The 24,587-nt window shown below is 74.0% G+C and carries 22 protein-coding genes; 9 read left to right on the top strand and 13 right to left on the bottom strand.

The annotated features are described in order from the left end of the window. Positions 1 to 62 precede the first annotated feature (62 nt). Together ACIGAQ_RS21570 and ACIGAQ_RS21565 are read right to left on the bottom strand one after the other, a co-directional pair. Complete coding sequence (locus ACIGAQ_RS21570; RefSeq protein WP_362276165.1) at positions 63 to 1,514, bottom strand: DEAD/DEAH box helicase; 1,452 nt, start codon at positions 1,512 to 1,514, stop codon at positions 63 to 65. A 152-nt stretch (positions 1,515 to 1,666) separates the two neighbouring features. Beyond that, positions 1,667 to 1,870 carry a cold-shock protein gene (locus ACIGAQ_RS21565; protein ID WP_003991681.1) on the bottom strand — a complete coding sequence of 68 codons (204 nt, stop codon included), beginning with the start codon at positions 1,868 to 1,870 and terminating at the stop codon, positions 1,667 to 1,669. Between the two features lie 350 nt (positions 1,871 to 2,220). On the opposite strand from ACIGAQ_RS21565, the gene ACIGAQ_RS21560 reads away from it, so the two are divergent. The 3 genes from ACIGAQ_RS21560 (at position 2,221) to ACIGAQ_RS21550 (ending at position 6,446) form a co-directional block, all read left to right on the top strand. After that, complete coding sequence (locus ACIGAQ_RS21560; RefSeq protein WP_399785075.1) at positions 2,221 to 4,428, top strand: MMPL family transporter; 2,208 nt, start codon at positions 2,221 to 2,223, stop codon at positions 4,426 to 4,428. Between the two features lie 105 nt (positions 4,429 to 4,533). After that, positions 4,534 to 5,772 carry a sensor histidine kinase gene (locus tag ACIGAQ_RS21555; RefSeq protein ID WP_399785072.1) on the top strand — a complete coding sequence of 413 codons (1,239 nt, stop codon included), beginning with the start codon at positions 4,534 to 4,536 and terminating at the stop codon, positions 5,770 to 5,772. After that, entirely contained in the window at positions 5,769 to 6,446 is a 678-nt protein-coding gene (locus tag ACIGAQ_RS21550) for a response regulator transcription factor (protein ID WP_362276173.1), read from the top strand. Before ACIGAQ_RS21555 ends, ACIGAQ_RS21550 begins: the two co-directional genes overlap by 4 nt. A gap of 9 nt (positions 6,447 to 6,455) precedes the next feature. On the opposite strand, the gene ACIGAQ_RS21545 is transcribed toward ACIGAQ_RS21550, so the two are convergent. From ACIGAQ_RS21545 to ACIGAQ_RS21525, 5 genes are all read right to left on the bottom strand, one after another. Next, positions 6,456 to 7,616 carry a serine hydrolase domain-containing protein gene (locus ACIGAQ_RS21545; RefSeq protein WP_399785068.1) on the bottom strand — a complete coding sequence of 387 codons (1,161 nt, stop codon included), beginning with the start codon at positions 7,614 to 7,616 and terminating at the stop codon, positions 6,456 to 6,458. A gap of 103 nt (positions 7,617 to 7,719) precedes the next feature. Next, the gene (locus tag ACIGAQ_RS21540; RefSeq protein ID WP_399785066.1) at positions 7,720 to 8,424 is read right to left on the bottom strand and encodes a response regulator; all 705 of its coding nucleotides are present in this window, start codon (positions 8,422 to 8,424) and stop codon (positions 7,720 to 7,722) included. Further along, the gene (locus tag ACIGAQ_RS21535) at positions 8,421 to 9,596 is read right to left on the bottom strand and encodes a sensor histidine kinase (RefSeq protein ID WP_399785063.1); all 1,176 of its coding nucleotides are present in this window, start codon (positions 9,594 to 9,596) and stop codon (positions 8,421 to 8,423) included. Before ACIGAQ_RS21535 ends, ACIGAQ_RS21540 begins: the two co-directional genes overlap by 4 nt. A 66-nt stretch (positions 9,597 to 9,662) precedes the next feature. After that, on the bottom strand, positions 9,663 to 10,334 hold the full coding sequence (locus tag ACIGAQ_RS21530; RefSeq protein ID WP_399785060.1) for an SRPBCC family protein: 672 nt from the start codon (positions 10,332 to 10,334) through the stop codon (positions 9,663 to 9,665). 55 nt (positions 10,335 to 10,389) lie between these two features. Next, positions 10,390 to 11,421: a medium chain dehydrogenase/reductase family protein gene (locus tag ACIGAQ_RS21525; protein WP_311682360.1), complete on the bottom strand. Its 1,032-nt coding sequence runs from the start codon at positions 11,419 to 11,421 to the stop codon at positions 10,390 to 10,392. Between the two features lie 101 nt (positions 11,422 to 11,522). On the opposite strand from ACIGAQ_RS21525, the gene ACIGAQ_RS21520 reads away from it, so the two are divergent. The 5 genes from ACIGAQ_RS21520 (at position 11,523) to ACIGAQ_RS21500 (ending at position 16,942) form a co-directional block, all read left to right on the top strand. Beyond that, positions 11,523 to 12,194: a TetR/AcrR family transcriptional regulator gene (locus ACIGAQ_RS21520; protein ID WP_399785056.1), complete on the top strand. Its 672-nt coding sequence runs from the start codon at positions 11,523 to 11,525 to the stop codon at positions 12,192 to 12,194. Between the two features lie 650 nt (positions 12,195 to 12,844). Then, positions 12,845 to 14,047 (top strand): cation:proton antiporter, encoded by a 1,203-nt coding sequence (locus ACIGAQ_RS21515; RefSeq protein ID WP_362276187.1) that lies wholly within the window; start codon positions 12,845 to 12,847, stop codon positions 14,045 to 14,047. 131 nt (positions 14,048 to 14,178) lie between these two features. Beyond that, positions 14,179 to 14,640: a hypothetical protein gene (locus tag ACIGAQ_RS21510; RefSeq protein WP_311682355.1), complete on the top strand. Its 462-nt coding sequence runs from the start codon at positions 14,179 to 14,181 to the stop codon at positions 14,638 to 14,640. 10 nt (positions 14,641 to 14,650) lie between these two features. Further along, positions 14,651 to 15,595 carry an RNA polymerase sigma-70 factor gene (locus ACIGAQ_RS21505; protein WP_311682353.1) on the top strand — a complete coding sequence of 315 codons (945 nt, stop codon included), beginning with the start codon at positions 14,651 to 14,653 and terminating at the stop codon, positions 15,593 to 15,595. 102 nt (positions 15,596 to 15,697) lie between these two features. After that, entirely contained in the window at positions 15,698 to 16,942 is a 1,245-nt protein-coding gene (locus tag ACIGAQ_RS21500; protein ID WP_399785051.1) for an NAD(P)/FAD-dependent oxidoreductase, read from the top strand. 60 nt (positions 16,943 to 17,002) lie between these two features. On the opposite strand, the gene ACIGAQ_RS21495 is transcribed toward ACIGAQ_RS21500, so the two are convergent. From ACIGAQ_RS21495 to ACIGAQ_RS21475, 5 genes are all read right to left on the bottom strand, one after another. Continuing rightward, positions 17,003 to 17,671 (bottom strand): DUF305 domain-containing protein, encoded by a 669-nt coding sequence (locus tag ACIGAQ_RS21495; protein WP_399785048.1) that lies wholly within the window; start codon positions 17,669 to 17,671, stop codon positions 17,003 to 17,005. A gap of 99 nt (positions 17,672 to 17,770) precedes the next feature. After that, positions 17,771 to 18,268, bottom strand: a complete 498-nt coding sequence (locus ACIGAQ_RS21490; protein ID WP_362276195.1) for a hypothetical protein — start codon at positions 18,266 to 18,268, stop codon at positions 17,771 to 17,773. A gap of 75 nt (positions 18,269 to 18,343) precedes the next feature. Further along, entirely contained in the window at positions 18,344 to 18,835 is a 492-nt protein-coding gene (locus ACIGAQ_RS21485; RefSeq protein ID WP_362276197.1) for a DUF4396 domain-containing protein, read from the bottom strand. Between the two features lie 160 nt (positions 18,836 to 18,995). Beyond that, on the bottom strand, positions 18,996 to 19,280 hold the full coding sequence (locus ACIGAQ_RS21480) for a DUF4190 domain-containing protein (RefSeq protein WP_094054577.1): 285 nt from the start codon (positions 19,278 to 19,280) through the stop codon (positions 18,996 to 18,998). A 132-nt stretch (positions 19,281 to 19,412) separates the two neighbouring features. Continuing rightward, complete coding sequence (locus tag ACIGAQ_RS21475; RefSeq protein ID WP_399785044.1) at positions 19,413 to 22,475, bottom strand: FG-GAP-like repeat-containing protein; 3,063 nt, start codon at positions 22,473 to 22,475, stop codon at positions 19,413 to 19,415. A 280-nt stretch (positions 22,476 to 22,755) separates the two neighbouring features. On the opposite strand from ACIGAQ_RS21475, the gene ACIGAQ_RS21470 reads away from it, so the two are divergent. Beyond that, positions 22,756 to 24,096, top strand: coding sequence for a phosphatase PAP2 family protein (locus tag ACIGAQ_RS21470; protein ID WP_399785042.1), 1,341 nt, complete (start codon positions 22,756 to 22,758; stop codon positions 24,094 to 24,096). 48 nt (positions 24,097 to 24,144) lie between these two features. Here ACIGAQ_RS21470 and ACIGAQ_RS21465 read toward each other — a convergent pair whose 3' ends face one another. Next, on the bottom strand, positions 24,145 to 24,561 hold the full coding sequence (locus ACIGAQ_RS21465; protein ID WP_399785039.1) for an ATP-binding protein: 417 nt from the start codon (positions 24,559 to 24,561) through the stop codon (positions 24,145 to 24,147). Positions 24,562 to 24,587: the final 26 nt, after the last annotated feature.

The following is a 24,587-nucleotide window of genomic DNA, read 5'->3' as shown; positions in this document are numbered from 1 at the left end:
CGGCGGCGCAGGCCTCGGCGAGCCCGTCCCCCTGGACGGCCCGCACCGCATGACGGCAGCGGTCAGCGGCGGCGGGCCCGGGGCGGCCTGCCCCGCCGGCTGCCCGCGGCGGAAGGCGAGCGGGCGGGCCGGTTCTCGGCGGGCGGCGGGGTGAGGACCACGGGCACGCCCGAGGGCTCCCGCGCACCCGTGATGCGGCTCAGCTCCGCCTCCTCCGGGCCCACCCGGGTGACCCGCGGGGTGATGCCGGCGTCGGTCATCAGCCGGGACATCTCGCGCCGCTGGTGCGGCAGGACCAGCGTGACGACGGTCCCGGACTCGCCGGCGCGCGCCGTGCGGCCGCCCCGGTGCAGGTAGTCCTTGTGGTCGGCGGGCGGATCGACGTTGACGACCAGGTCGAGGTTGTCCACGTGGATGCCGCGCGCGGCGACGTTGGTGGCCACCAGGACCGTGACGTCACCGTCCTTGAACCGGGCCAGGGTCCGGGTGCGCTGCGACTGCGACTTGCCGCCGTGCAGCGCCATGGCGCGCACCCCGACCGCCAGCAGCTTCTTGGCCAGCCGGTCGGCGGCGTGCTTGGTGTCCAGGAACATGATCACGCGTCCGTCACGGGCCGCGATCCGGGTCGTGGTGGCGTGCTTGTCGTCGTCGTCCACGTGCAGCAGGTGGTGCTCCATCGTGGTGACCGCGCCCGCGGACGGATCGACCGAGTGCACCACGGGGTCGTGCAGGTACGCCCGCACCAGCCGGTCCACGTTGCGGTCCAGGGTGGCCGAGAACAGCATCCGCTGGCCCCCGGGGCGCACCTGGTCGAGCAGGGCGGTCACCTGCGGCATGAAGCCCATGTCGGTCATCTGGTCGGCCTCGTCGAGCACCGTGACGCCGACCTGGTCCAGCCGGCAGTCGCCGCGGTCCAGGAGGTCCTTGAGCCGGCCGGGCGTCGCGACGACGACCTCGGCACCGGCGCGCAGGGCGCTCGCCTGACGGCCGATCGACAGCCCGCCGACCACCGTCGCGAGCCGCAGCCGCAGCGCCTTGGCGAACGGCGTGAGGGCGTCGGTGACCTGCTGGGCCAGTTCCCGCGTGGGCACCAGGACGAGCGCCAGGGGCTGCCGGGGCTCGGCCCGCTGCCCGTCGAGGCGGGCCAGCAGGGCGAGACCGAAGGCGAGCGTCTTGCCCGAGCCGGTGCGCCCGCGGCCCAGGACGTCCCGGCCGGCCAGCGAGTTCGGCAGGGTCGCGGCCTGGATCGGGAACGGCTCGGTCAGGCCCTCGGCGCCCAGCGCGGCCAGCAGCCGCGGCGGCAGGTCCAGCTCGGCGAACGCCGCGACGGCGGGCAGCGCCGGGGTGAGGGTGGCGGGCGGTGCGAATTCGCGGGCGGGGCCGGGGCGCTGGGCGCCGTGGCCACCGTTCGCCGTGCGGGAGCCGGCGCTCTGGCCTGCCCCCTTGCGGGGCCGGAACCCGCCGTTGCGGGAGCGGGGGGAGCCGTTGTTGCTCCTGCGAGCCGTGCGGTCCATGGGGGAACCTTCCTCGATGCGGCACGTATCGGGGAATGCGCGACGGCACCGGAGGGCCGCAGGATTCGCAAGAGCGAGCCGGAGTGGGAGAAAACGAGCCGAGGCCCGCACCGCGAGGGGTGCGGGCCCCGGTCAGGGCAGACGCGTCCGCGTCAGGCGGGAACGATGTTCTCGGCCTGCGGGCCCTTCTGGCCCTGCGTGACGTCGAAGGTGACCTTCTGGCCTTCCTGGAGCTCACGGAAGCCCGAGGTGGCGATGTTCGAGTAGTGGGCGAACACGTCGGGACCGCCGCCCTCCTGCTCGATGAAGCCGAAGCCCTTTTCCGAGTTGAACCACTTCACGGTGCCGGTAGCCATATGAATCTCCCTTGAGGGGCAGTACTCAGGGCCCGCACCTTGCGGACCCGTAGTCGCCGAAATGATCACCCTGTGGAGAGATCCGAAAATCCTCGGAAACAAAAAAGAGTGCTCGTCGACAAAAGGTCGATAGAGCACTCGAAGTCTCTGGGAACCAAAACTGCAACAACAACGACGGTAGCACAGGGGGCGGAGGAAGGCTCGGGAAATCTCGTACCCGAGGCGGACCCGGGTGCCGGTTCTACTGCGTGGCGAGTACCCCGGATTGTCGGCAGCCGCACGACGACGGGAGGGCCCTGGGGCGGAGACGCTGGGCGGACGATCGACACGAGATGTGGAGACCTCCTGCCGTGGCAACTTTCCTGTACCGAGTGGGCCGTCTGGCCTTCAGGCGACGCTGGTACGTCGCCTTGGTCTGGGCGGCCGTCCTGGCCGCCGTGGGGCTGGGCGCCCTCAAGGCTCCGGGCGCCGTCGACGAGGAGTTCTCGATGCCCGGCATCGAGTCCCAGAAGGCGTTCGACCTGATGGAGGAGCGCTTCCCCGGAGCCAGCGCCGACGGGGCGACCGCCCGGGTCGTGTTCATCGCGCCGGAGGGCGGGAAGGTGACCGCCGCCGAGAACAAGGAGGCGATAGAGAAGGCCGTCACCGGGCTGGGCGACGGGACGCAGGTCGCGAGCGCCGTCGACCCGTTCCGGGCGAAGGCGATCAGCTCGGACGGTTCGACCGCCTTCGCGACCGTCACCTACAAGGTCGGCCCGGCGGACCTCACCGACGCCAGCCGCAGCCATTTGGAGAAGACGATCGACCAGGCCCGGGAGTCCGGGCTGACCGTGGAGGCCGGCGGCACCGCGCTGGCCGAGGAGGGCGGGCCGGGCGGCGCCGCCGAGGTGATCGGCGTCGCGATCGCCGCGGTCGTGCTGCTCGTCACCTTCGGCTCGCTGGCCGCCGCGGGGCTGCCCCTGCTCACGGCCGTCATCGGGATCGGTGTGAGCATGGCCACGATCCTCGCCCTGTCCAGCGCCCTCGGCCTGTCCACCACCACCGGCACCCTGGCGACGATGCTGGGCCTGGCCGTCGGTATCGACTACGCGCTGTTCGTCGTCTCCCGCTACCGCGAGGAGCGCGCCAAGGGGCGCACGCCGCAGGAGGCGACCGGGCTGGCCGTGGGCACCGCCGGGTCCGCCGTGGTCTTCGCCGGGCTCACCGTCGTCATCGCGCTGGCCGGGCTGGCCGTCGTCGGCATCCCGATGCTCACCAAGATGGGGCTGGCCGCTGCGGGCGCCGTCGTCGTCGGCGTGCTGATCGCGCTGACCCTCGTGCCCGCCTTCCTCGGCTTCTGGCCGAACGCCGTGCTGACCCGCAAGGCCCGCAGGAGCGGCCGGATCGAGGGCGGCACCGAGTCCAACGGCGGCACCCGCTGGGCCCGCTACGTCCTGCGCCGCCCGCTGCCCGTGCTGGTCCTGGGCGTGCTGGGCCTCGGCGCCCTGGCGGTGCCCGTGACCGGCCTGCAGCTGGGCATGCCCGGCGACGAGGCCAAGCCGGTCTCCACCACCGAACGCCGGGCCTACGACGCGCTCGCCGAGGGGTTCGGGCCGGGCTTCAACGGACCGCTGACCATCGTCGTGGACGCCGGGGGAGCCGCCGACCCGAAGACCGCGGCCGCCACGGTCGCCGAGAAGATCGGCGCCACCGAGGGCGTGGTGTCCGTCTCCCCGGCCCGCTTCAACGACGCCGGCGACACCGCCGTCTTCTCGGTCGTGCCGTCCACCGCGCCGACCGACGAGAAGACCGAGGACCTGGTGACGACGATCCGGGGCGAGCGGTCCGGCGTCGAGCAGGACACCGGGGCGAGCTACGAGGTCACCGGCACCACCGCCATGAACATCGACATCGCGGAGAAGGTGCAGGCGGCGCTGGTGCCGTATCTGATCGTGGTGGTCGGCCTGGCGGTCGTGCTGCTGCTGGTGGTCTTCCGGTCGCTGCTCGTCCCGCTGAAGGCGGCGCTCGGGTTCCTGCTGTCGGTGCTGGCCTCGCTCGGCGCGGTCGTGATGGTCTTCCAGCAGGGGCACGGCGCCGAGCTGCTCGGCGTGGAGCAGACCGGCCCGATCATGAGCCTGATGCCGATCTTCCTGGTGGGCATCGTCTTCGGCCTGGCGATGGACTACGAGGTGTTCCTCGTCTCGCGGATGCGGGAGGCCCACGTCCACGGCGAGACGCCCGAGCGGGCGGTCGTCTCCGGCTTCCGGCACAGCGCCCGGGTGGTCGTGGCCGCCGCGTTGATCATGATCGCGGTGTTCGCCGGGTTCGTCGGCGAGAGCGATTCCATGATCAAGATGATCGGCTTCGGGCTCGCCACCGCTGTCCTGTTCGACGCGTTCGTCGTCCGCATGGCGATCGTGCCGGCCGTCCTCGCCCTGCTCGGCGAGAAGGCCTGGTGGCTGCCGAAGTGGCTGGACCGGCTGCTGCCCCGGGTGGACGTGGAGGGGGAGGCCCTCACCCGGCCGGCGGCCGAACCCGCCCCGGACGGTGCCCCCGACCTGGAGCCGGCGCGCACCTGAGGAGGATCCGTCCCCGGGCCGCTCGTGGCGAAGGACACGGGCGGCCCCCGGGCGTCCCCACCCGGCATCGACCACGATGGTGACAGTCCACCGACCGGAGAGCCCATGACCACCAGCCCGGAGCGGCGCTACGCGGACCGCCTGGAGGAGTTCGCCCACCGCCGCCCCTTCCTCGTCGACCTGGCGACGGCCCTGGCGCTGATGGCCTGCGCGACCTACGGCACCTCCCTGACCCTGCCCAGCGCGAGCCCGCCCGACCAGGACGCGACCGGGGTCGCCGTCATGGGTGTGGCCTGCCTGTTCCTGCTCAAGCACCGCGCCTACCCGCGCATCGTCGTGCTGGCCAACACGGCCTGCACGGTGGCGGTGATCGCGATGGGCTACCTGCTCACGCCGCTGCTGCTGGCGCCGATCATGGCGGCGCTGTACTGGTTCGCCACGGTCTCCCCGCGCAAGACCATCCGCGTGTACGGAGTCGTCACCATGCTGGCGGTGATCACCGCGGCCGTCTTCGCGGACTCCATGGACCACCTGTCGCTGCTGCTGCGGACCATCGGCCCGTTCTTCTGGCTGCTGCTGCCCCTGGCCGCGGGCAACATGACGCGGATGCGGCGCGCCTACCTGCACGCCGTGCAGGCCCGGGCCGAGCACGCCGAGCGGACCCGGGAGGAGGAGGCCCGGCTGCGGGTCACCGAGGAGCGCGTGCGCATCGCCCGGGAGCTGCACGACGTGGTGGCCCACCACATGGCCCTGGCCAACGCCCAGGCCGGCACGGCCGCCCACCTCGCCCTCACCAGCCCCGAGCAGAGCCGGAAGATCCTCACCGACCTGGCGGGCACCACCTCCGCCGCGCTGCGCGAGCTGAAGGCCGCGCTCGGGCTGCTGCGCGAGAACGACGACCCTGACGGCGGCGGCCCGCTGGAGCCGTCACCCGGACTGGCCCGGCTGCCCGAGCTGGTCGCGGCGTGCGAGTCGGCCGGTCTGGAGGTCGCCGTCAGCACCGAGGGCGAGCCGCAGCCGCTGTCGCCGGGCGTGGACCTCACCGCGTACCGGATCGTGCAGGAGGCGCTCACCAACGTCACCAAGCACGCCGCCGCCGAGGCCGCCCACGTGCGGCTCGCCTACACCGGCGCCCGGCTGCTGATCACCGTCACCAACGACGGCCCCAGCAAGCCGGAGGCCGCCCGGGGCCGCGCCGGGTTCGGCGTCATGGGCATGCGCGAACGGGCCCGCTCCATCGGCGGCGACCTGTGCGCCGGGCCCCGCCCCCAGGGCGGCTTCGAGGTCACCACCGCACTGCCGCTGCAGCCCGCCGACCACTCCCCGGAAGGAACCAACGCATGAGCATCAGGGTGCTGCTCGCCGACGACCAGGCCCTGCTGCGGGCCACCTTCCGCATCCTCATCGACTCCTGCGCCGACATGGAGGTCGTCGCCGAGGCCTCCGACGGCAGGGAGGCGGTGGAGCTCACCCGCGCCCACCGCCCCGACATCGTCCTGATGGACATCCGCATGCCCGGCACCGACGGCCTGGCCGCCACCTCCACGCTGTGCGCGGACCCGGAGCTGTCCGCCACGCGCGTGCTGATCCTCACCACGTTCGAGACCGAGGACTACGTCGCCCAGGCCCTGCGCGCCGGGGCCAGCGGTTTCCTCGGCAAGGACGTCACCGCCGACACCCTGCTGGCCGGCCTGCGCACGGTGGCCTCCGGAGAGGCCCTGCTGTCACCCGGCGCCACCCGCTCCCTCATCACCCGCTTCCTCATGGCACCGGCCCCCGGCGCGGACGCCGCGCCGCCGGAGCGCCTCGCCGACCTCACGGTCCGCGAACGCGAGGTGATGGCCCTGGCCGCGGAGGGCCGCTCCAACGCCGAGATCGCCGACGACCTCGTGCTCAGCCCGCTGACCGTGCGCACCCACATCCACCGGGCGATGACCAAGCTCGGCGCCCGCGACCGGGCCCAGCTGGTCGTCATCGCGTACCAGACGGGCCTGGTCCGTGCGACACCCCCGGTGTGAGGGGCCGGCCTACGGCCTGCCGTAGGCGGCCACCATGAGGTGCTCGGCCACCCTGTTCATCTCCCGGCCCTTGGCGTCGGTGGAGTTGACGCCGTAGACGAGGGTGCGCGAGCCGTCGCGGGTGGAGGCGATGGCCGCGTTGTAGCCCCAGCGCCCGCCGGTCTTGCCCCACACCTCGCGTCCGCCCAGCACCTTCATGGACAGGCCCACCGAGTACGCGGCCGGTTCGCCGCTGGAGAGGTCGGTCACCTTCGGCAGGGTGAACATCTCCTCCAGCAGCGGCCCGCGCACGACCTGGCCCCGGAACAGGGCGCGGGTGAACCGTTCGAGGTCCTCCGTGGTGGAGACGAGGTCACCGGCCGCCCAGCCGTCCGTGCTCGTCCACACGGACACGTCGCGCAGCCCCGTCGTCCCGTCGTCCAGCCGCATCCGCTGGTAGCCGTGGTTGTGCGGGCCGATGATGCGCGGGTTCGTCCCCGGGGAGTACGTGTCCCGCAGCCCCAGCGGACGGAGCACCCGGCGGGCGAGCTGGTGCTCGTAGCTGTCGCCGGTGACGCGCTCGATGAGCAGACCGGTGATCGTGTAGCCGATGTTGAGGTAGTGCTGCCGCTCGCCCGGTGCGAACTCCCGCTTCTTCGCGGTCGCCGAGCGGACCATGTCCCGGGGGTCGTGGACCCGGAAGCGCTGGGCGTACCACTCCTCGACGGTGCTGCCGGGGAAGTCGGGGGCCGGGATGCCGTGCGTGTGGTTCAGCAACTGCCGTACGGTCACGCCCGCGTAGGACGCCGGGATCAGGCCGGGCAGGTAGGAGCGGGCGGTGCGGTCGAGGTCCAGCCGTCCCTCGGCGGCCAGTTGCAGGGCGACGGCCGCCGTGAAGACCTTGGTCACCGACCCGGCGCGGAACCGGGCCGCCGGATCCGCCGGCCGGCCGGTGCGCAGGTCGTGCACGCCGGAACTGCCGCGCCAGACACCCTCCGTGCCCCCGACCCGGACGAGGGCCGCGGTCGCGTCGGCGTCGGGGAGACCGGCCAGGGCCGCCTCCAGGGCGGCGTGCGGGGAGCGGGCGGAGGCCACGGCGGGCGCGGCGTGGGCGGGGCCCGGCAGGACGGACGGTCCGGCCGCCACCCCCGCGGCGAGCACGGCGGCCAGCAGTGCGGTACGGGTTCTCATGGTCAACTCCGTGATGGTGAGCCGTCGTCGGGTACGGCTCCATCCTTCGCGGCGGCCACGGCCGGCGGATCGCCCGCGCGAGCGGTTCGCGGACGCGGGCGGCTCACCGGCGCGGGGGAGGAACGCGCCGTTCCGGCTCCCCCGGGCGGGGCTCCCCGGCCGCGATCAGGCCCGTCTCGTAGGCGCAGATCACCGCGTGGATCCGGTCCCGCAGCCCCAGCTTCGCGAGCACGTTGCCGACGTGCGTCTTGACGGTGTGGTCGCTCACCACCAGTTCGGCGGCGATCTCGGCGTTGGACAGGCCGCGCGCGAGCAGTAGCAGCGTCTGGCGTTCGCGTGCCGTGAGCACCTCCAGCCGGGGGTCGGGCCTGCGGGGCCGGGCGGCGGGAGGCCGGGTGTACTGCTCGACCAGGCGCCGGGCGACGGTGGGCGCGAGCAGCGCGTCGCCCCGGGCGGCGACCCGCACCGCGTGCACGAGGTCGTCCCGCCGGACGTCCTTCAGCAGGAACCCGCCGGCGCCCGCGTGCAGTGCCTCGTAGACGTACTCGTCGGAGTCGAAGGTCGTGAGCATCACCGTGCGGCAGTTCCCGGCCGCGCTGATCGCCCGGCAGGCCGCGATGCCGTCCATGCGGGGCATCCGGATGTCCAGCAGCGCCACGTCCGGCGCGTGCCGCCGCACCGCCTCGACGGCCTCGGCCCCGTCGGCCGCCTCCGCCACGACCTCGATGTCCGGCTGCACGTCCAGGATCAGGGCGAAGCCGCTGCGCACCAGCTCCTGGTCGTCGGCCACGACCACCCGGATGGTCACCGCGCCCCCTCCGTGGCGGCCGGGGTCAGGGGGAGGCGGACGCGTACCTCGAAGCCCCGGCCGTCGGGGCCGGCCCCGGCGACCGCGGTGCCGCCGTGCGCCGCCGCCCGCTCCCGCATGCCGACCAGCCCGTGTCCGCCCCCGCGTGCCGCCCCGGGCCGCGGCCCGCACCCGTCGTCCGCCACCCGGATCCCCAACTCGTGCTCCTCCCAGTCCAGTTCCACGGTCACGGTACGGGCGCCGGCGTGCCGGACGGTGTTGGTCAGGGCCTCCTGGACGATCCGGTACACGGTGGCCCCGACCGCCTCCGGGACCGGGCGGACGCGGCCCGCCGCGCGGTGGCGGGCGTCCAGGCCGCTGCCGCGCACCCGGTCGAGCAGGGCGGGGAGTTCGGCGAGACCGGGCTGCGGGGCACGCGGGGAGCCGTCGGATTCGTCGCCGTCGCGCAGCACGCCCAGCATCCGGCGCAGCTGCGCCATGGCGTCCCGGCCGGTCGCGGAGATGGCGTCGAAGGCGGCCTCGGCCCGTTCGGGAGCGGCTCGCACCGCCACGGGGCCGGCCTCGGCCTGCACGATCATCAGGCTCACCGCGTGGGAGAGGATGTCGTGCATCTCGCGGGCGATCCGGGCCCGTTCGCGGGCGGCGGCCCGCTCGGCCTCGACGCGGTGCGCGCGCTGCCGGGCGTCGGTGAGCCGCCCGAAGACGTAGGCGGCGGCGAACACGAAGCAGGAGAAGGTCAGTTCGCGCGCGGTCCGGGTGTTGAGCCACACCCCGGCCGGTACGGCGACCAGCAGCAGGAGCCCGGTGAGGAGCCGCCGCGGCGCGGGCGACAGGGCGGCGATGGTGTACACGGCCACCAGGCCCGTGTACGGCAGGGGCTGCCCGGGTCCGTCCAGGGTCAGCCGGTACAGCGCGTTCGCGGCCAGCACCGCGAACAGCACGGTGAGCGGGGCGCGCCGCCGCCAGACCAGGGGCAGCACGGTGAGGGTGCTCAGCCCGTACGCCCCCCAGGTCGCCGGTGGCAGCGCGGGATCGCGCGGTACCAGGAACGGCATCGTCATGGCGCCCTGCACGAGCAGGGCGATCCCGAGATCGACCAGGAGCGGCCTGGCCGCGGCGCGCCCCCGCAGCCGCCCCCATCCTCCGCGCAGCTTTCCGCGCAAGCCCGCCATCCCGCCCGCCCCCGTCCCGAGCCGATCCGTGCCGATCCGTGCCGACGGCCGGCCGTCGGCCGGCGGCTACCGGCTGACGGACACGGTAACGGGCCGCTCCCGCGCCTCGGCCGTCGTCCTCAGGTCCCGCAACCACGCCTCCAGGCCCGCTCCGAGCGCCGCCGTCGCCGTCGGGACGTCCGCCTCGACCTGGGGGCCGGTCCAGGTCTCCTCGGTGTGGACCCGTACACCTCCCGGGACCTCGCGGAACGTCCACAGGTGGACGCCCCGGTCGATGCGCAGCCCCTCGCCGATCGCGGGGCCGCTCCACAGGACGCAGTCGTGGGGGCGCAGGGCGCGGACGGTGGAGGTGATGGCCAGGGTGGTGGCGGGAGTGGTCGGGGTGGCCGGGGCGGGGGTCGTCCAGTGGAAGCGGGAGCCCTCGCGCAGCCGCCCGGCGTCGAGGCGTTCGGCGGAGGTGACCGGCGGCTGCCAGGCCGGCCAGCGCTCCACGTCGGTCTGCAGTTTCCACACCGTGCGCAGGGACGCCCTGATGACGGTGTCGGACTCGTAGCGGATGAGGGCGTCGCGGTCCACGCCACGCCCCGCGCACCGGGCCGTGCCGTCCTGGTGTGCGGGAGTGGCCCGGGCGGCGGCCGGGACGGTGCCCGCGAGGGCGGTGGCGAGGGTGAGGGCGGCGGTGAGCACGGCCGTGCGGGCGCGGGAGCGCGAGGCGGGGGAGGTGCCGGTGGCGGACATGGTGTTCCTCTCGGGGTGGTGAGGTGCCGGGCGGGACGGTGTGCCGCGGAGGCCGCTACGGGATGAGGACGACCTTGCCGTTGACGGTGCCGGACTCGGCCAGCCGTACGGCGTCCGCGACCCGCGTGAGGGGCAGGCGCGCGGCGATCCGGGCCGTGACCTCGCCCCGCTGCAGGGCGGCGAAGACCTGGCCGAGGTCGGTGCGGAGCCGGGCGCGGAAGCGGTCCTCGGCCAGGGCCCGGCCGGCCCAGACGTTGAAGAAGAAGGCGCGGCGCCGGTTGGGCAGCGCGTGCCACAGCCACACCCGCAGCAGCAGTTTGAGCACGGGCCACTGCTTGGACCCTTCGGCGTCCCGGGTGGAGGCGCTGCCGTAGGAGACGAGCGTGCCGCCGGGGGCGAGGAGGCGCCAGGAGTCGACGATGCCGCTGCCGCCGACGTGGTCGAAGACGGCGTCCACCCCGGCGGGGGCGAGCGCGCGGATCCGGGCGGCGAGGCCGGGCGCGCGGTAGTCGACGGGGACCACCCCCTGCGCGCGCAGGGCGTCGTGGTGGCGCGCGGAGGCCGTGCCGATCACCCGGGCGCCGGCGGCCAGGGCGAGCTGGACCAGGACGGAGCCGACACCGCCGTTGGCGCCGTGCACCACGACCGTCTGTCCCGCGCGGACGCGGGCCTTGCGGTGCAGCATCTGCCAGGCGGTGACGCCGTTGACGACGAGGGTCTCCGCCTCCGCCGCGTCGATCCCCTCGGGCACCGGGACCACGTCGGCCGCGTCGACCGGCACGTGGCTGGCCCAGCCGCCGACCTTGACGAGCGCGGCGACCCGGGTGCCGACGAGACCGGGCTCCACGCCCTCGCCGGCCGCCACCACCCTGCCGACGAGGTCGTAACCGGGGACGAACGGGAACGGCGGCTGGTCGTAGTAGCGGCCGCGGCGCATCTGCTGCTCGGCGAAGGAGACGCCGGTCGCCTCCGTGCGGATCACGAGCCGGCCGGGACCGGGGGCGGGGACGGCGCCGTGGCGGATCTCCAGCCCCTCGGGCTCGACCTTGCCCGGCAGTACGACCTCGACGAGTTCTTCGGTGTTCATGACGCCTCCGCTGACGTGATGGTGACTGGTTCTCGTGTTCGTTAGAAGTTGTAACCCGCTGGTGTGGCGAGTGTCAATAACTTCAGTGATAGCCTCTAACCATGACCGAGGTGGAGGCCACGAAGAGCCCGCGCGAGCGCTACCGCGCCCAGGTCCGCGCGGAGATCAAGGCGCGGGCGTGGGAGCAGATCGCCGCGGCGGGCGCGTCCGCGCTCTCCCTCAACGCGATCGCGAAACAGATGGGCATGAGCGGCCCGGCGCTGTACCGGTACTTCGGCGGGCGCGACGAGCTGATCACCGAGCTCGTCAGGGACGCGTACCGGAGCCTCGCCGACACCTTCCGGGCTGCCGCCGCGGAGCACGGCCCCGACCTGATCGCGCTCGCGCACGCCCTGCGCGGCTGGGCCCTGGCCGATCCGCACCGCTACTTCCTCGTCTACGGCACGCCCGTGCCCGGCTACCACGCGCCCGACGACATCACCGCGATCGCGGCCGAGACCATGGCGACCCTCCTGGACGCCTGCGCCGCGCTGCCCGCGCCCCCGGACGGCGCGGCGACCCCGTTCGACGAGCACCTCGCGTCCCACCGCGCCTGGGCGGCCGGCCACCCCGCACCGCCCGCCACCCTCCGCCGCGCCCTGGCCTTCTGGACCCGGATGCACGGCGTGCTCTCCCTGGAGCTCGCCGGCCACTACACCGGCATGGGCTTCGACCCGGAGCTCCTCTTCGCCGCCGAACTCGACGTCCTGACCGGCCGGTCGGGGACCGGCTGACGAGGTCCGGACAGAACGCGTTTGCGAAGATCGCCTGTGGGTGTGCGCTAAACTCCTTTACCGAGCTCTTACGCTCTGATGAGCGTGGTCGCGCTCGTCGCAGGACAAGGGGCGCCCGGTTCCCGGGCCGGGACGAGGGGGGCGTGACATGCGTCGAGTGGTTCGCGTACGCGTCCGCAACGCCGCCCGCGACGGCGTCCCTGATACCGGCCGCACCGCCGGCTGAGCGGTTCACCCTCGCCGAGGCGACGCCCCGGAGCCGATGCCGGCCGAGGCCGGTGACCCACGGCACCACCACGTGACCCGGGACCTCTCCCGACGGCCCGGACCGCCTGCGCGGCAGCCCGGACCGCCCGTGCGGCAGCCCGGACCGCCCGTGCGGCAACCCGGACCGTAGCGCGAGCGTCCCGTCCACGGTCCGCCCGGCCACCCCCGAAAGCCGCCCGGGCCCGCCCGCCACGATCCGCCGCGCGCACCGGCTGCCCCGGGGGCGCGCACCGCCCCACCGCACCCGCCCCGGTGACCGGCCCGTGTCGGACACCGCCGCCCACCCGCCCGCACCTCACGACGGGCCGGCGCACCACGCCCCGGCCGTCGGCACCCGCCAAGGCACAGACGCCGCAGACCCGGACACCGGAGGTCAGACGCCCGTGCACGACACCACCGCCATGCTCATAGAACTCGGCGCGATCATCCTCGCGCTGGGACTGCTGGGACGCCTCGCCGGACGGGTGGGCTTCTCGCCCATACCCCTCTACCTGCTCGCCGGACTCGCCTTCGGCCAGGGCGGCATCCTGCCGCTGCGGGCCAGCGAGGACTTCGTCGCCACCGGCGCCGAGATCGGCGTCATCCTCCTGCTGCTCCTGCTCGGCCTCGAGTACAGCGCCTCCGAACTCGTCACCACCCTCAAGACCCAGTACCCCTCCGGTGCCGTGGACCTGGTCCTCAACGCCCTGCCGGGGGCCGCGATGGCGCTGCTGCTCGGCTGGGGCCCGGTGGCCGCCGTCGCCCTGGCCGGCGTCACCTGGATCTCCTCCTCCGGAGTGATCGCCAAGGTGCTGGGCGACCTGCGCCGGCTCGGCAACCGCGAAACGCCCGTCGTGCTCGGCGTGCTGGTCCTGGAGGACCTGGCCATGGCGGTCTACCTGCCCATCCTCACGGCCCTGCTCGCCGGGGTGAGCCTCGCGGGCGGCGCGCTCACCCTGCTCGTCTCCCTCGGCACCGTCGGCGCGGTCCTCTACGTGGCGCTGCGGCACGGCCGTCTGGTCAGCCGCGCGGTCTCCTCGGACAACGCCGAGATGCTGCTGCTGGCCGTGCTCGGCCTGACCCTCCTGGTGGCGGGCCTCGCCCAGCAGTTGCAGGTCTCCGCCGCCGTCGGCGCGTTCCTCGTCGGCATCGCGCTGTCCGGCGAGGTCGCCGAGGGGGCCAGCAGTCTTCTCACCCCGCTGCGGGACCTGTTCGCCGCCGTGTTCTTCGTCTTCTTCGGCCTGCATACCGATCCGGCCGACATCCCGCCCGTGCTGGTGCCCGCGCTCGCCCTCGCCGCCGTCACCACCCTCACGAAGATCGCCACCGGGTACTGGGCGGCCCGCCGCGCCGGGATCTCGCCCCGGGGCCGCTGGCGCGCGGGCGGCACCCTGGTCGCGCGCGGCGAGTTCTCCATCGTCATCGCCGGGCTCGCCGTCGGCGCCGAGCCGCGGGTCGGCCCGCTGGCCACCGCCTACGTCCTGATCCTGGTCGTCGTCGGCCCGCTCGCCGCCCGCTGGACCGAGCCCCTCGCCCGGCGCCTGGACCGCCGCACCACCGCCCCCGCGCCGGACAGCCTCAAGAGTGCGGCCCCGGCCGGTGGTTGAGCGACCGCGGGGCCGCACGCCGGGAACGGCCGGATGACGACCGGGCAAAGGCGGCATATCCCCCGGCCGCGCCCGGCGGACCGGAGGCGGGGGCACAATCCCTGTGCAGGAGAGCGGAAGGAACCGCCGGCATGATCGAGTGGATGCCCCTGAGGGCCGGAGTCAGGCCCGTCCCCCAGCCCGTGGCGACGCCCCTGGTCTGGGCCGGGGCCTTCGGCGGCGCGCTGGTGCTCGTGGCGCTCCTCAACGGTGTGGTCGGGCCCGGCCGGCCCGAACTGGTTCTGGGCGCGCTGTCGTTGCTCGCCGCCGTGCTCGGGCTGTGCGCCCGTTTCACGGCGGCTCCCGGCACGGCCGTGCTGTGCTGGCTGTTCCTCAACGCCTTCGGCATCCCGCCCATGGGCACCCTCACCTGGGCCGGCCACCGGGACACCACCTGGCTCGCCTGCCTGCTCGCCGCCGCCCTGGTCGGCACGGCCCTGTCCCGCGTCGCGCACGCCCGGGCCGCCTACCGCCGCCTCGCCCCCGGCGGCACGCGGCCCGACGGCGGTCCCGGCGCCGGGCCGTACGACGGACGGCCGGCGGGCGGGCGTTAGGATCCGGACCATGCCCCTGACCGCGCACGACGTGGACCGGTTCGAAGCCTTCAGGCCCCGCCTGGAGGCCATGGCCTACCGGCTCCTCGGCTCGGCGAGCGAGGCCGAGGACGTCGTGCAGGAGACGTTCCTGCGGTGGCAGGCCGCCGACGTCGAGCGCGTGCGGGTGCCCGAGGCCTGGCTGACGAAGGTGCTCACCAACCTGTGCCTCAACCAGCTCACCTCGGCCCGGGCCCGCCGCGAGACCTACGTGGGCCAGTGGCTCCCCGAGCCGCTGCTCGACGGCGACCCGATGCTCGGCCCCGCCGACACCGCCGAACAGCGCGATTCGGTCTCCTACGCCGTCCTCACCCTGCTGGAGCGCCTGACGCCCAACGAGCGGGCGGTGTACGTGCTGCGGGAGGCCTTCGGATACCCGCACCGGGAGATCGCCGGGATCCTCGACGTCACCGAGGCCGCCAGCCAGCAGATCTTCCACCGTGCCAAGCAGCACGTAGCGGCCGGCAAGGCCCGCGCGGAGGTCGACCGGGCCACCGCGCGGCGCGTCATCGACGAGTTCCTCGCCGCCGCCACCAGCGGTCGGACCGAACCGCTCGTCCGGCTGCTCACCGAGGACGCCGTGGCGATCGGCGACGGCGGCGGCAAGGTCCCGGCCCGCGCCCGGGCGTTCGAGGGCGCCCTCGCGGTCGCGACGTTCCTGCGGGGCATGTTCAAGCCGGGCAAGGCCCAGCGCGCCATCGCCGGCGGCGCGGTCGACGTCCACGCGACCACGGTCAACGGCGGCCCCGCGCTCCTGGCGGTCGTCGACGGCCGGGTCTTCGGCGTCATCAGCCTGGAGATCACGGCCGACGGCATCGCCGCGTTCCGCAGCCAGGTCAACCCCGACAAGCTGGAACGCGCGACCCGGCGGTGGGCGGCCGCCGACCACGGCGAACCCCTGGTCACGATCTTCTGACGCCGCCCGTCGTGATGTGACCTGCTTCACACCGTACTTCTGTCAGGGAACGGCGGACCACCCGGTTCAAGGGGTGAATCCGCAGACGACAGGAGCCAGGAAATGCAGCACCGCATCATCGTCCTCGGCGCCGGCTACACCGGCGCCGTCGCCGCCGGCCGCCTCGCCAGGCGGCTGCACCGCGACGACGTCGCCATCACCCTCGTCAACGCCGAGCCCGACTTCGTCGAGCGCGTCCGGATGCACCAGCTCGCCGTCGGCCAGGACCTGACGCCCCGGCCCTTCAGCGAGATGTTCCGGGGCACCGGCGTCGCACTGAAGCTGGCGAAGGTCACCGCCGTCGACGTCGAGCGCAAGACCGTCACCGTCACCGCCACGTCCGGGGGGCCGGTGTCCGGGCCGGCGTCCGGGGAGCCGGAGTCCGTGGAGCCGGCGTACGAGGAGCTGGAGTACGACACCCTCGTGTACGCGCTCGGCAGCGGCTGGAACGACGGAGGCGTGCCCGGTGTCGCCGAGCACGCCCACGAGATCGCCGGGCGTCCGGGAGCGCTCCGGCTGCGCGAGCGCCTGGCCCGCCTCGACGCCGGGCAGCCCGTCGTCGTGGTCGGCGGCGGCCTCACCGGTCTGGAGGCCGTGACCGAGATCGCCGAGGCCCGGCCGGACCTCGACGTCGCCCTCGCCGCGGGCGGCGGGCTCGGCGACTGGCTGTCGCCCCGGGGGCGCCGGCACCTGCGGAAGGTGACCGACAAGCTGGGCATCACCGTGCACGAGCACACCGAGGTCACCTCCGTCGCGGCCGGCCACGTCACCACCGCCGACGGCACCTCGCTGCCCGCCGCCGTCACCGTGTGGACCACGGGCTTCGCCGTCCACCCCCTCGCCCGGGCCAGCGCCCTGGAGGTCACCGACACCGGCCGGATCCTGGTCGACCGGACCATGCGCTCGCTCTCGCACCCGGACGTGTACGCCGTCGGCGACGCGGCCCTCGCGACGGGACCCGGCGGCAAGCCGCTGCGCATGTCCTGCGCCTCGGGCGTGCCCATGGCCTGGCAGGCCGCCGACGCCATCGCGGCCCGCCTGACCGGCGGAAAGCTCCCGAACGTGTCGATCCGGTACTTCAACCAGTGCATCTCGCTGGGGCGCGCGGAAGGCCTGATCCAGTACGTCACCGCCGACGACCGGGCCGTCGACGCGGCCCTGACCGGCCGGTTCGCCGCCCGCTACAAGGAACTGGTGTGCAAGGGCGCGGCCTGGGGCGTCGCCCACCCGGTCCTCGGCCCGGCCCGCCGCCGGCGCGTCGTCCCCGCCGCCGCTCCCGCAGGCGCCTCGGTGGAGGCGGCGGCCTGACGGGCGCGACGGGGCCGGACCCCGGGTCACCGTCCCGGGGTCCGGCCGCCGCACCGCAGGTCAGAGCCGATCGAGGATGCCCCTCAGCTGCTCGACCTCGGCGGACTGGCCCTTGACGATGGCCCCCGCCAGCTTCTTGGCGTCGGGGTTCTCGCCCTCGCGCCGCTCGTCCTCGGCCATGGTGATCGCGCCGTTGTGGTGGTCGATCATCAGCTGGGCGAAGGCCTTGTCGAACGCCTCGCCCTTCAGGGCCTTGAGCTCGGTCATGTCGGCCGCGCTCATCATGCCGTCGCCGCTGTGACCGCCGCCGTGGTCCGTGCCGGGCTCGGACGGCGCGGCGGTGGGCCTGCCCCAGGCCGTGAGCCAGCCCTTCATCGTCCTGATCTCGGGGTCCTGGGCCTGCTCGATCTTCCGGGCGAGGTCCTCGATCTCCGCGTCGGCGGCCCGTCCGTCGGCCAGCCGGGACATCTCCAGGGCCTGCTCGTGGTGCGGGATCATCAGCTGCGCGAACCGCACGTCGGCGTCGTTGAACGCACCGGCCGGGGCGCTGGATCCGGCGCCCGGACCGGCGTCGGCCGTGGCCGACGGGCCGGTGCCGCCGTGGTGGGACGCGCTCGTGTCGTCGCCGCTGCCGCAGGCGGCCAGCAGCAGGGCTCCCGCCGTGAGGGCGGCCGCCGCGGCGGCACGTCGGACGGGGGTACGGCGCAGGGCGCGCGTGAAGGCGGTCATGGTGGTCTTTCACCTCGGAGTCGTCTGGTCTTCGGGCTGTTCTCGGGTGGGCGAGACGGCGGGACCGCGCGAGGAGCGCGCCCGCGAGGGTGTCTCGGCCTACAGCCGGAGGACCGACAACCGGGTGAGATCGGGGCCGCGGGGCGGAGGGTCGGGGCGCGCCACCGCGCCCCTCTGGGCCCGCGGCCGCGCCGGCCCGTCGGGGTCCCGGGCCAGCGCCGACCGGACGAGGGCGGCCAGCACCCATGCGGCGAGCAGGACCGCCACGCACAGGGTGGCCATGTCCCCGGCGCCGACGGGCCGGTCGGTGGAGGCCGCGTGCCCCGCGTGCCCGGCGGGAGCGGTGTCCACGCGCCCCGCGTGCCCGGCGGGAGCGGCGTGCGGCGGCGGGTCCTCGGAGCCGTGGGCGGCGGGCCGTTCCCCCGCCGCCGGCTGCGTCAGGGCGGCCGCCCCGTGCGAGGCCTGCCCCGTCCCGGAGCCGTGCGCCTCGGTGGGGTGGCCCACGGTGTGCATGACGAACACGCCGAGCGCGAGCACGACGACGAGCAGCAGGTGCCCGAGGGCGCCCGCCGCTCGTACGGACCGGCTCACGGCCACGGTGACTGGACCTCCGTCGTGGACGACACGGGCAATATACCCCCCGCCCGTATCCGGGCGGGGGACGCCCGCCCGTCAGTGGTGGGCGTGCACCACGGCGTGCCCCTTGCCCCGCCCGATCATCCACTTGTTGACCGGCGTGGTGACCAGGAAGGCGACCGCGAACCCGCCGAGCAGCGCCGACCAGAACAGCCCGTCGGACAGATGGGCGTCCATCGCGCCCGGGGTCAGGGCGATGATCGTGTTGTCGACGAGCTCCATGACGGCGATCGAGACCGTGTCGGCGGCCAGCGCCACCTTGATCGCGGCCTTGAGGCTCAGCCCGGCGCGCACCACCGCGAACAGGGTGAAGGAGTAGCCGAACAGGAAGGCCAGCGCGATCGCGAGCGCCATGGTGGGGACGTTGCCCCAGAGCAGCGCGGTCCCGATGACCATGCCGAGGATCTCGCCGATGGCGCAGCCGGTCAGGCAGTGCAGGGTCGCCTTGACCGCCATGCCCCAGGTGGCGCCCGCACGGGCGTCGTCGTGGGACGCGTGATGTGCCGAGTCGTGCGTGGTGTGGTCCATGACTCCCAATGTATACCCCCAGGGGGTATGTGACCACCCTGGTGCGGCAGAGAACCCGGCGAGGGAGGGAGTGCGGACAGCACAGCGGGTGGGCACCGGCCCTGACCTGCCGGTGCCCACCCGCTCGCGCTCCTCGCGCGGTCGTCCGCCCGGACGGACGCTAGCCGCCCACGTACCAGCTGAACCCGCCGTTGCTGCTGGCGACCGCCAGCATCACGAGCCACAGCACCACGGCGACGATGCCGAGGATGATGCCGGCCTTCGCCATCCCGGCCCCGTTCCCGGCACCCTGACGGCGGGCGACGACACCGAAGACGATGGCCAGCGGGCCGAGGATGATGTTCAGGATGAACAGCCCGACGATGCCGCAGCACAGGCTCGCGATCGCCATGCCGTTGGTGCGCGATCCGGAGGACGCGGCAGGGGAACTGCCGTAACTCGTCATGGGAGACTCCCAGTTGTCGATGACACGGACCGAACGAGCCGCCCGTGGTCTCACGTCCGGCTCGATTGTCCGAATGCCCCCTTGCCGCGTTCCCATGTCACCCGGTGCGCGAGCCCGCGGTGAAGTCGTCCCTCAGAACAGCCCCTTGTACCCCTGCCAGCCGGTCGCGATCTTCGTGCGGCTGCCGAAGGACCCCTTGCCGTCACCGTTGTTGCGCCAGGCGTTGCCCGAGGTGTCGCGGGAGACCAGGTCGGCCCGGCCGTCGCCGGTCAGGTCGCCGACGCCCACGACCGAGTCGTAGGACGCGCCCCAGTCGTTGAACACCTTCACCCGGGCCTTGAAACCGCCCGCGCCCGTGCCGTCGTAGCGCCACAGCTCGTTCGACTTGTCCTGCGCGAGCAGGTCGCCGTGGCCGTCGCCGTTGAGGTCGCCGGCGCCCAGGACCTTCTTGTAGCCCGTCCACTTGGACGCGATCTTCACCCGGGTGGCGAGCTTGCCGGTGCTCGTCGCCTTGTAGAGGTAGACGTCCCCGGTGGTGGCGTGGCGGGCGACCAGGTCCGCACGCCCGTCACCGCTGACGTCCCCCGGCGAGGTCAGCACGTCGTACTGGGTCCAGCCGGACGTGCCCAGCGAGGTGTACGCCGTCGACGGGGTCACCGCCTTGCCGCACCCCGGCCGGTAGGCACGCAGCGCCCCACTGCCGAACCGCACCAGCACGTCGTTGCACCGGTCCCCGTTCAGGTCGCCGAACGGCACCGCCTTCACGGTCGTCGGCCACCCCGAGCCCGTGGTCCTGCCGGTGAACGCCCCGGTGCCGGAGCCGTACTGGTACGTCAGCCCGCCCGAGCCGTTCAGCGTCAGCAGCTCGCCGAAGCCGTCCGCTCCCACGAAGTCCCGCCACGCGGCGGCCGCGCCGGTGACCTTCACCGTGCCCGACTTCGTCAGCGCCGCGCCCTGCCCGTCGGCGGGGGTGACGGTCAGCGTCCAGGTGTAGGCGCCGTTGGGCACCAGCCGGCCGGCGCCGTCCTTGCCGTTCCACACCGGGGCCACCACCCCGCGGGCCTGGCCGCCGGTGAGGGTGCGCACGGCCGTACCGGCCTTCGTGCCGATCACCAGCTTCCAGGAGGCGGCCGGCTTGTTCAGCCACCACTTCGGACTCCACGCCGCGGCACCGCCCTTGACGTCCGCCGAGGCGGCGACGGTGGCGTCCCGCTGCACCAGGGGCGAGACGGGGACCCCGCTGGGGGTCAGGCGCACGGAGTGGTCGGAGCGGAGCTGCGCGATCACGCCGGTGTAGGGGTCGACGTCCCAGGACTGCAGGCCCAGCCCCTCGAAGTTCCCGGCGGTGTGCGCCACGGGCGTCTCGCCGCGCACGTCGATCACCTTGAGCCGCCCGGCCTCGGCCGTCGCGACGAAGCCGTCACCGAGCTGCGCCTGCTCCCAGTCGGGGCCGGAGACGAGCGTCTGGTTCCGCTTGGTGACGGTGTCGTAGACGCCCATGCCCTCCGAGTTCAGCACGCAGTTCCACAGCAGCCAGCGGCCCACCGCCTGGAAGTCGTTGAGCAGGCAGCCCCGCCCGAACGACACGAACTCGCCCTCACGCCCAGTCAGCAGATCGACCGCGACGACGCCGTTCTTGCCGGACGACACCCACGCCGTGGTGCCCCACAGCGCCCGCACCTGCTCCGTCGTCGTGTACACCGTGCGCCCGGAGTCGAGGTCGACGATCCGGGTCTGGACCACCCCGGCGCTGTCCCACGGTCCGCTCAGGGCGGCGAACCGGCCACTGGCCGCGGCCGCCGTCTGGTAGACGCGGGAGCTGTCGATCCGGGTGCCGGGCATCGACTGGGCGGGCCCGAGCACGCGCGGCTGCGCCTCGGTCTCCGTGCCGTAGCCGGAGACGATCGTCCGGCCGTCGCCGGTGTCGAGCAGGCGCGGGCCGCCCTGCCCGTAGTGCAGCAGGTCGAGGCGGCCCCGGTTGACGCGCGTGCCCGCCGCGGGGGAGCCGGTGGCCCCGGTGTCACGGGCGTGCAGATAGGTCCACTCCCCGGCGGGGTCCTCCTCCACGGTGGTCAGCCGCCCCTGGGCGAGGGTCAGCCGGGAGACCGTGTGGGCGGCCCGCCGGGGGGAGGCGTCCGCGACCCTGCGCACGGTGACCCCGCCGCCGTCGGTGGGCTCGACGAGGGAGACGCCCCACTGGTCGGGGTCGGCACCGCCCGGTACCAGGAGCCCGCCGTCCGGAGTGGGCATGGCCTGCCGGGAGGTGCGGGCCAGGATCGTCCGGGACGCGGAGCCGTCGAGCGGGACGGCGTCGACCCGGGAGACCGGCAGGTGGGTGCTGTTGCGGCCGTAGGGCGCGTCGTACCGGGACACGATCACGGTGTCGCCGACCAGGCCGAGCACCTGCTCGACATCGGCGAGCGGCCTGCTCGTCGGGGCGGCCGTCAGGTCCTGGCGCGAGACGGTGAACAGGGTGCCGTCGTGCCACCACACCAGGTGGGTGGAGCTCAGCGCGACGAGGGAGTACCAGGCCTGCACCGCGTACGGCAGCGTCGTCAGCCGCCCCTGCGCGACGTCGAGCCAGCCGGTGAACTCGTCGTCGCCCGTGCGGTACCGCACGATCTGCCCGCGCGCGTCACTCAGCGACGAGTGCCACAGGTAGCTGCCGGAGGGCAGGCCCGTCACCGTGCGGTCGGCGACCGAGCCGTCCTCGCCGGGGTCCAGCAGGTGCAGCACCGTGTCCGTGCCCGGCTTTCCCGTGGTCGTGACGACCGTCGACCCGAGGGTGCTGTAGTACGTGTGCCCCTCGGGGAGCGCCACCTCGCGGACCTCGCCGGAGGCCATGTCGCGCAGGGTCACGGTCCGGGCCGACTGGTCGTACCGGGCGACGACGTCCGTGCCCGCGCCCGAGGCGGTGGTGCCGTACGAGTCCCAGCCGGCCGCGTCGACGACCGTGTCGGCGCCGGCGTAGCTCGTCCACAGGTGACCGCGCCCCTGCTCGTAGCGGAGGAAGCCCGAGGGCCCCGCGCTGAGCAGGCTCGTCCAGGGGACGGCTGCCGTGGTGGCCGGCACGACCACCTCTCCGGCGACCGTCTCGCCGTGCGCGCTGCCGGCGCTCAGCGAACCGATGCCGACGGCGAGTGCGCAGGAAACGGCGACAGCGGTGGCGCCTCGGACGAGCGCGCGTCTGCCCATGCAGGACCTCTTCGGGAATGTAGGCATGGCGGGGCAGGCATGCGCGCGGCCGCGGCGCAGGACGGACTCCTGCGGCAGTCGGCGTTTCGGACACCCCCCCAGGTGAGTGGCCGGATCGTAGCAGTTGTTGGGTTCATGATCGACCGCGGAAGCCGCAGGCCGTCCACCTCGCGTCGAAGCGGCCGTTCCCACCGTTCCGGCCACCCGGCGGCAGTCCTCCGATAACATGTTCGACCTCATCAAAGGATCAAAAACTGGAGCATCGCGGGTGTCTTCGCGGATGAGCGGCAGGACTTCGTTGGTCGCGTGGCGCCACGGGCGCGCGATGCTGTGGGCCGCGGCGGGCGCGGTGGTGTGCGCCTTCCTCGTCGCCCTGGAGATCGCCTCCCGGCACTACGGCGAACCCGGCCCGATCACCAACCAGCTGGCGGCCCTCGTCCTCGCCCCCAAGTCGGGCCCGCTCTACGGCGGTCTGGCGCTGATGATGGTGGTGCTGACCTGGCGCCAGCGGTTCCTCGCGGCCGGCACGGCGCTCGGCGTCGACACCGTCCTGGCGCTCGTCCGCTGGGCGGCCGGCGCCGAGATACCCGAGGGCATCGCCTTCGGCACGGGCGCGCTGTGGGTGATGCTGGGCACGGCGGTCGTCGCCCTCACCCGCCGCACCGGCCCCGAACGCGTCCTGCTCCTCAAGGGCGTGGGCCTGGGCCTGCTGCTGGTGGCCGCCCGCAAGATCGGCGACACCTGGCTGTTCATCACCGCGAAGACCCGCCCGACGGTCCTCGACCAGTACGTGGCCGTCGCCGACCACGCGCTGGGCGAGCCGTCGTGGCTGGTGGGCCGGATGCTCCGGGCCACCGCCCCGATCGGCCCCCACGTCACCCAGCTCGTGTACGCCCAGCTGGCCGTGGCCGCGATCGTCGTCGCCTGCTACCAGCTGCGCCACGTCGTCACCGAACGCCGCTTCCCGCGCCACCACCTGGTCCGCACGTTCCTGCTGATCGGCCTCCTCGGCCCGGCCGTCTACATGCTCTTCCCGGTCGTCGGACCCGTCTTCGCCTACGGCCCGGGCGCCTCCGGCACCGGCGGCGTGGAATGGGCGGTGGCCGACCTCTGGCCCCACACCCCGCCGCCGCTCACCACCCCGCTGCCGATGACCTACGACGGCATCACCCCGCGCAACTGCATGCCCAGCCTGCACACGGCCTGGGCCCTGGCGATCTACATCCACACCCGCCGGGCCCCCCGGCTCCTCCGCTTCGCGGGCACGTTCTGGCTGATCGCCACGCTCACCGCGACCCTGGGCTTCGGCTACCACTACGGCGTGGACCTCGTCGCCGGCGTCGTCTTCGCCCTCACGGTCGAGGCGGCCGTCCGCTGCGCCGACCGCGGCTGGGACCGTCCGGGCATCCGGCTGGTCGCCTACGGCACGACCGTCTTCGTCGCGCTCCTGCTCTCCTACCGCTACCTGCCGATGGAGATGGCCCGCCACCCGGAGATGTCCGGCCCCCTCCTCGTCCTGGCGATGACCTCGGTCATCTACGGCTACATCCGCACGACCCGACGCTGGGACCCGGCCCCGGCCCCCGCCCCCCGTCCGGAACCCCAACCGGAACCGGTCTGACCGCCGCCGGGCCGCCGTGCGGCGCCCGGAGAGGTCCGCCCGGAGAGGTCACAGGGCCAGCACCGCGCGCACCCTGTTGCCGCCCCCGGCGACGCGAGCGATGTCGAGGCGCTGTGCCAGGCACCGCACCATGGCGAGGCCCCGCCCGCTCTCACCCCACGTCGTCAGCGGCCGTACGTCGGGCCGCCCGGGGCTGCCGTCGTAGACCTCGACGGTCACCTGGGTCTCGGACACGTGCAGGCACAGGCGGCAACTGCCCCCGTGCCGTGTGGCGTTGGTGACCAATTCGGAGACGATGAGGGCCGCGTCACCGATCTGCCCGGCGTCGAGTCCCCCCGCTCGCAGGGCCGGCCGGGCCAGGAACTGTGCGGTCAGCCTCCTTGCCCGGCGCGCCGACTGGGCCTCGTCCGGCAGGTGGTACTCGACTCGTGCGGAACGCCGATGGGTACGCCGATGCGTACGCATGGCGGATCACTTCCCCTCCTGGGTCA

Origin of the sequence: Streptomyces sp. NPDC085932 (assembly GCF_044540525.1) — a bacterium.
GTDB classification, from domain to species: domain Bacteria; phylum Actinomycetota; class Actinomycetes; order Streptomycetales; family Streptomycetaceae; genus Streptomyces; species Streptomyces levis.
This window is presented reverse-complemented; position numbering and strand designations above follow the sequence as displayed.

Coding starts and splice junctions, on each gene's coding strand:
- ACIGAQ_RS21570 (WP_362276165.1), bottom strand. CDS start 1,514: ATGGACCGCACGGCTCGCAGGAGCAACAACGGCTCCCCCCGCTCCCGC.
- ACIGAQ_RS21565 (WP_003991681.1), bottom strand. CDS start 1,870: ATGGCTACCGGCACCGTGAAGTGGTTCAACTCGGAAAAGGGCTTCGGC.
- ACIGAQ_RS21555 (WP_399785072.1), top strand. CDS start 4,534: ATGACCACCAGCCCGGAGCGGCGCTACGCGGACCGCCTGGAGGAGTTC.
- ACIGAQ_RS21550 (WP_362276173.1), top strand. CDS start 5,769: ATGAGCATCAGGGTGCTGCTCGCCGACGACCAGGCCCTGCTGCGGGCC.
- ACIGAQ_RS21545 (WP_399785068.1), bottom strand. CDS start 7,616: ATGAGAACCCGTACCGCACTGCTGGCCGCCGTGCTCGCCGCGGGGGTG.
- ACIGAQ_RS21535 (WP_399785063.1), bottom strand. CDS start 9,596: ATGGCGGGCTTGCGCGGAAAGCTGCGCGGAGGATGGGGGCGGCTGCGG.
- ACIGAQ_RS21530 (WP_399785060.1), bottom strand. CDS start 10,334: ATGTCCGCCACCGGCACCTCCCCCGCCTCGCGCTCCCGCGCCCGCACG.
- ACIGAQ_RS21525 (WP_311682360.1), bottom strand. CDS start 11,421: ATGAACACCGAAGAACTCGTCGAGGTCGTACTGCCGGGCAAGGTCGAG.
- ACIGAQ_RS21520 (WP_399785056.1), top strand. CDS start 11,523: ATGACCGAGGTGGAGGCCACGAAGAGCCCGCGCGAGCGCTACCGCGCC.
- ACIGAQ_RS21510 (WP_311682355.1), top strand. CDS start 14,179: ATGATCGAGTGGATGCCCCTGAGGGCCGGAGTCAGGCCCGTCCCCCAG.
- ACIGAQ_RS21505 (WP_311682353.1), top strand. CDS start 14,651: ATGCCCCTGACCGCGCACGACGTGGACCGGTTCGAAGCCTTCAGGCCC.
- ACIGAQ_RS21500 (WP_399785051.1), top strand. CDS start 15,698: ATGCAGCACCGCATCATCGTCCTCGGCGCCGGCTACACCGGCGCCGTC.
- ACIGAQ_RS21495 (WP_399785048.1), bottom strand. CDS start 17,671: ATGACCGCCTTCACGCGCGCCCTGCGCCGTACCCCCGTCCGACGTGCC.
- ACIGAQ_RS21485 (WP_362276197.1), bottom strand. CDS start 18,835: ATGGACCACACCACGCACGACTCGGCACATCACGCGTCCCACGACGAC.
- ACIGAQ_RS21480 (WP_094054577.1), bottom strand. CDS start 19,280: ATGACGAGTTACGGCAGTTCCCCTGCCGCGTCCTCCGGATCGCGCACC.
- ACIGAQ_RS21475 (WP_399785044.1), bottom strand. CDS start 22,475: ATGGGCAGACGCGCGCTCGTCCGAGGCGCCACCGCTGTCGCCGTTTCC.
- ACIGAQ_RS21470 (WP_399785042.1), top strand. CDS start 22,756: ATGAGCGGCAGGACTTCGTTGGTCGCGTGGCGCCACGGGCGCGCGATG.
- ACIGAQ_RS21465 (WP_399785039.1), bottom strand. CDS start 24,561: ATGCGTACGCATCGGCGTACCCATCGGCGTTCCGCACGAGTCGAGTAC.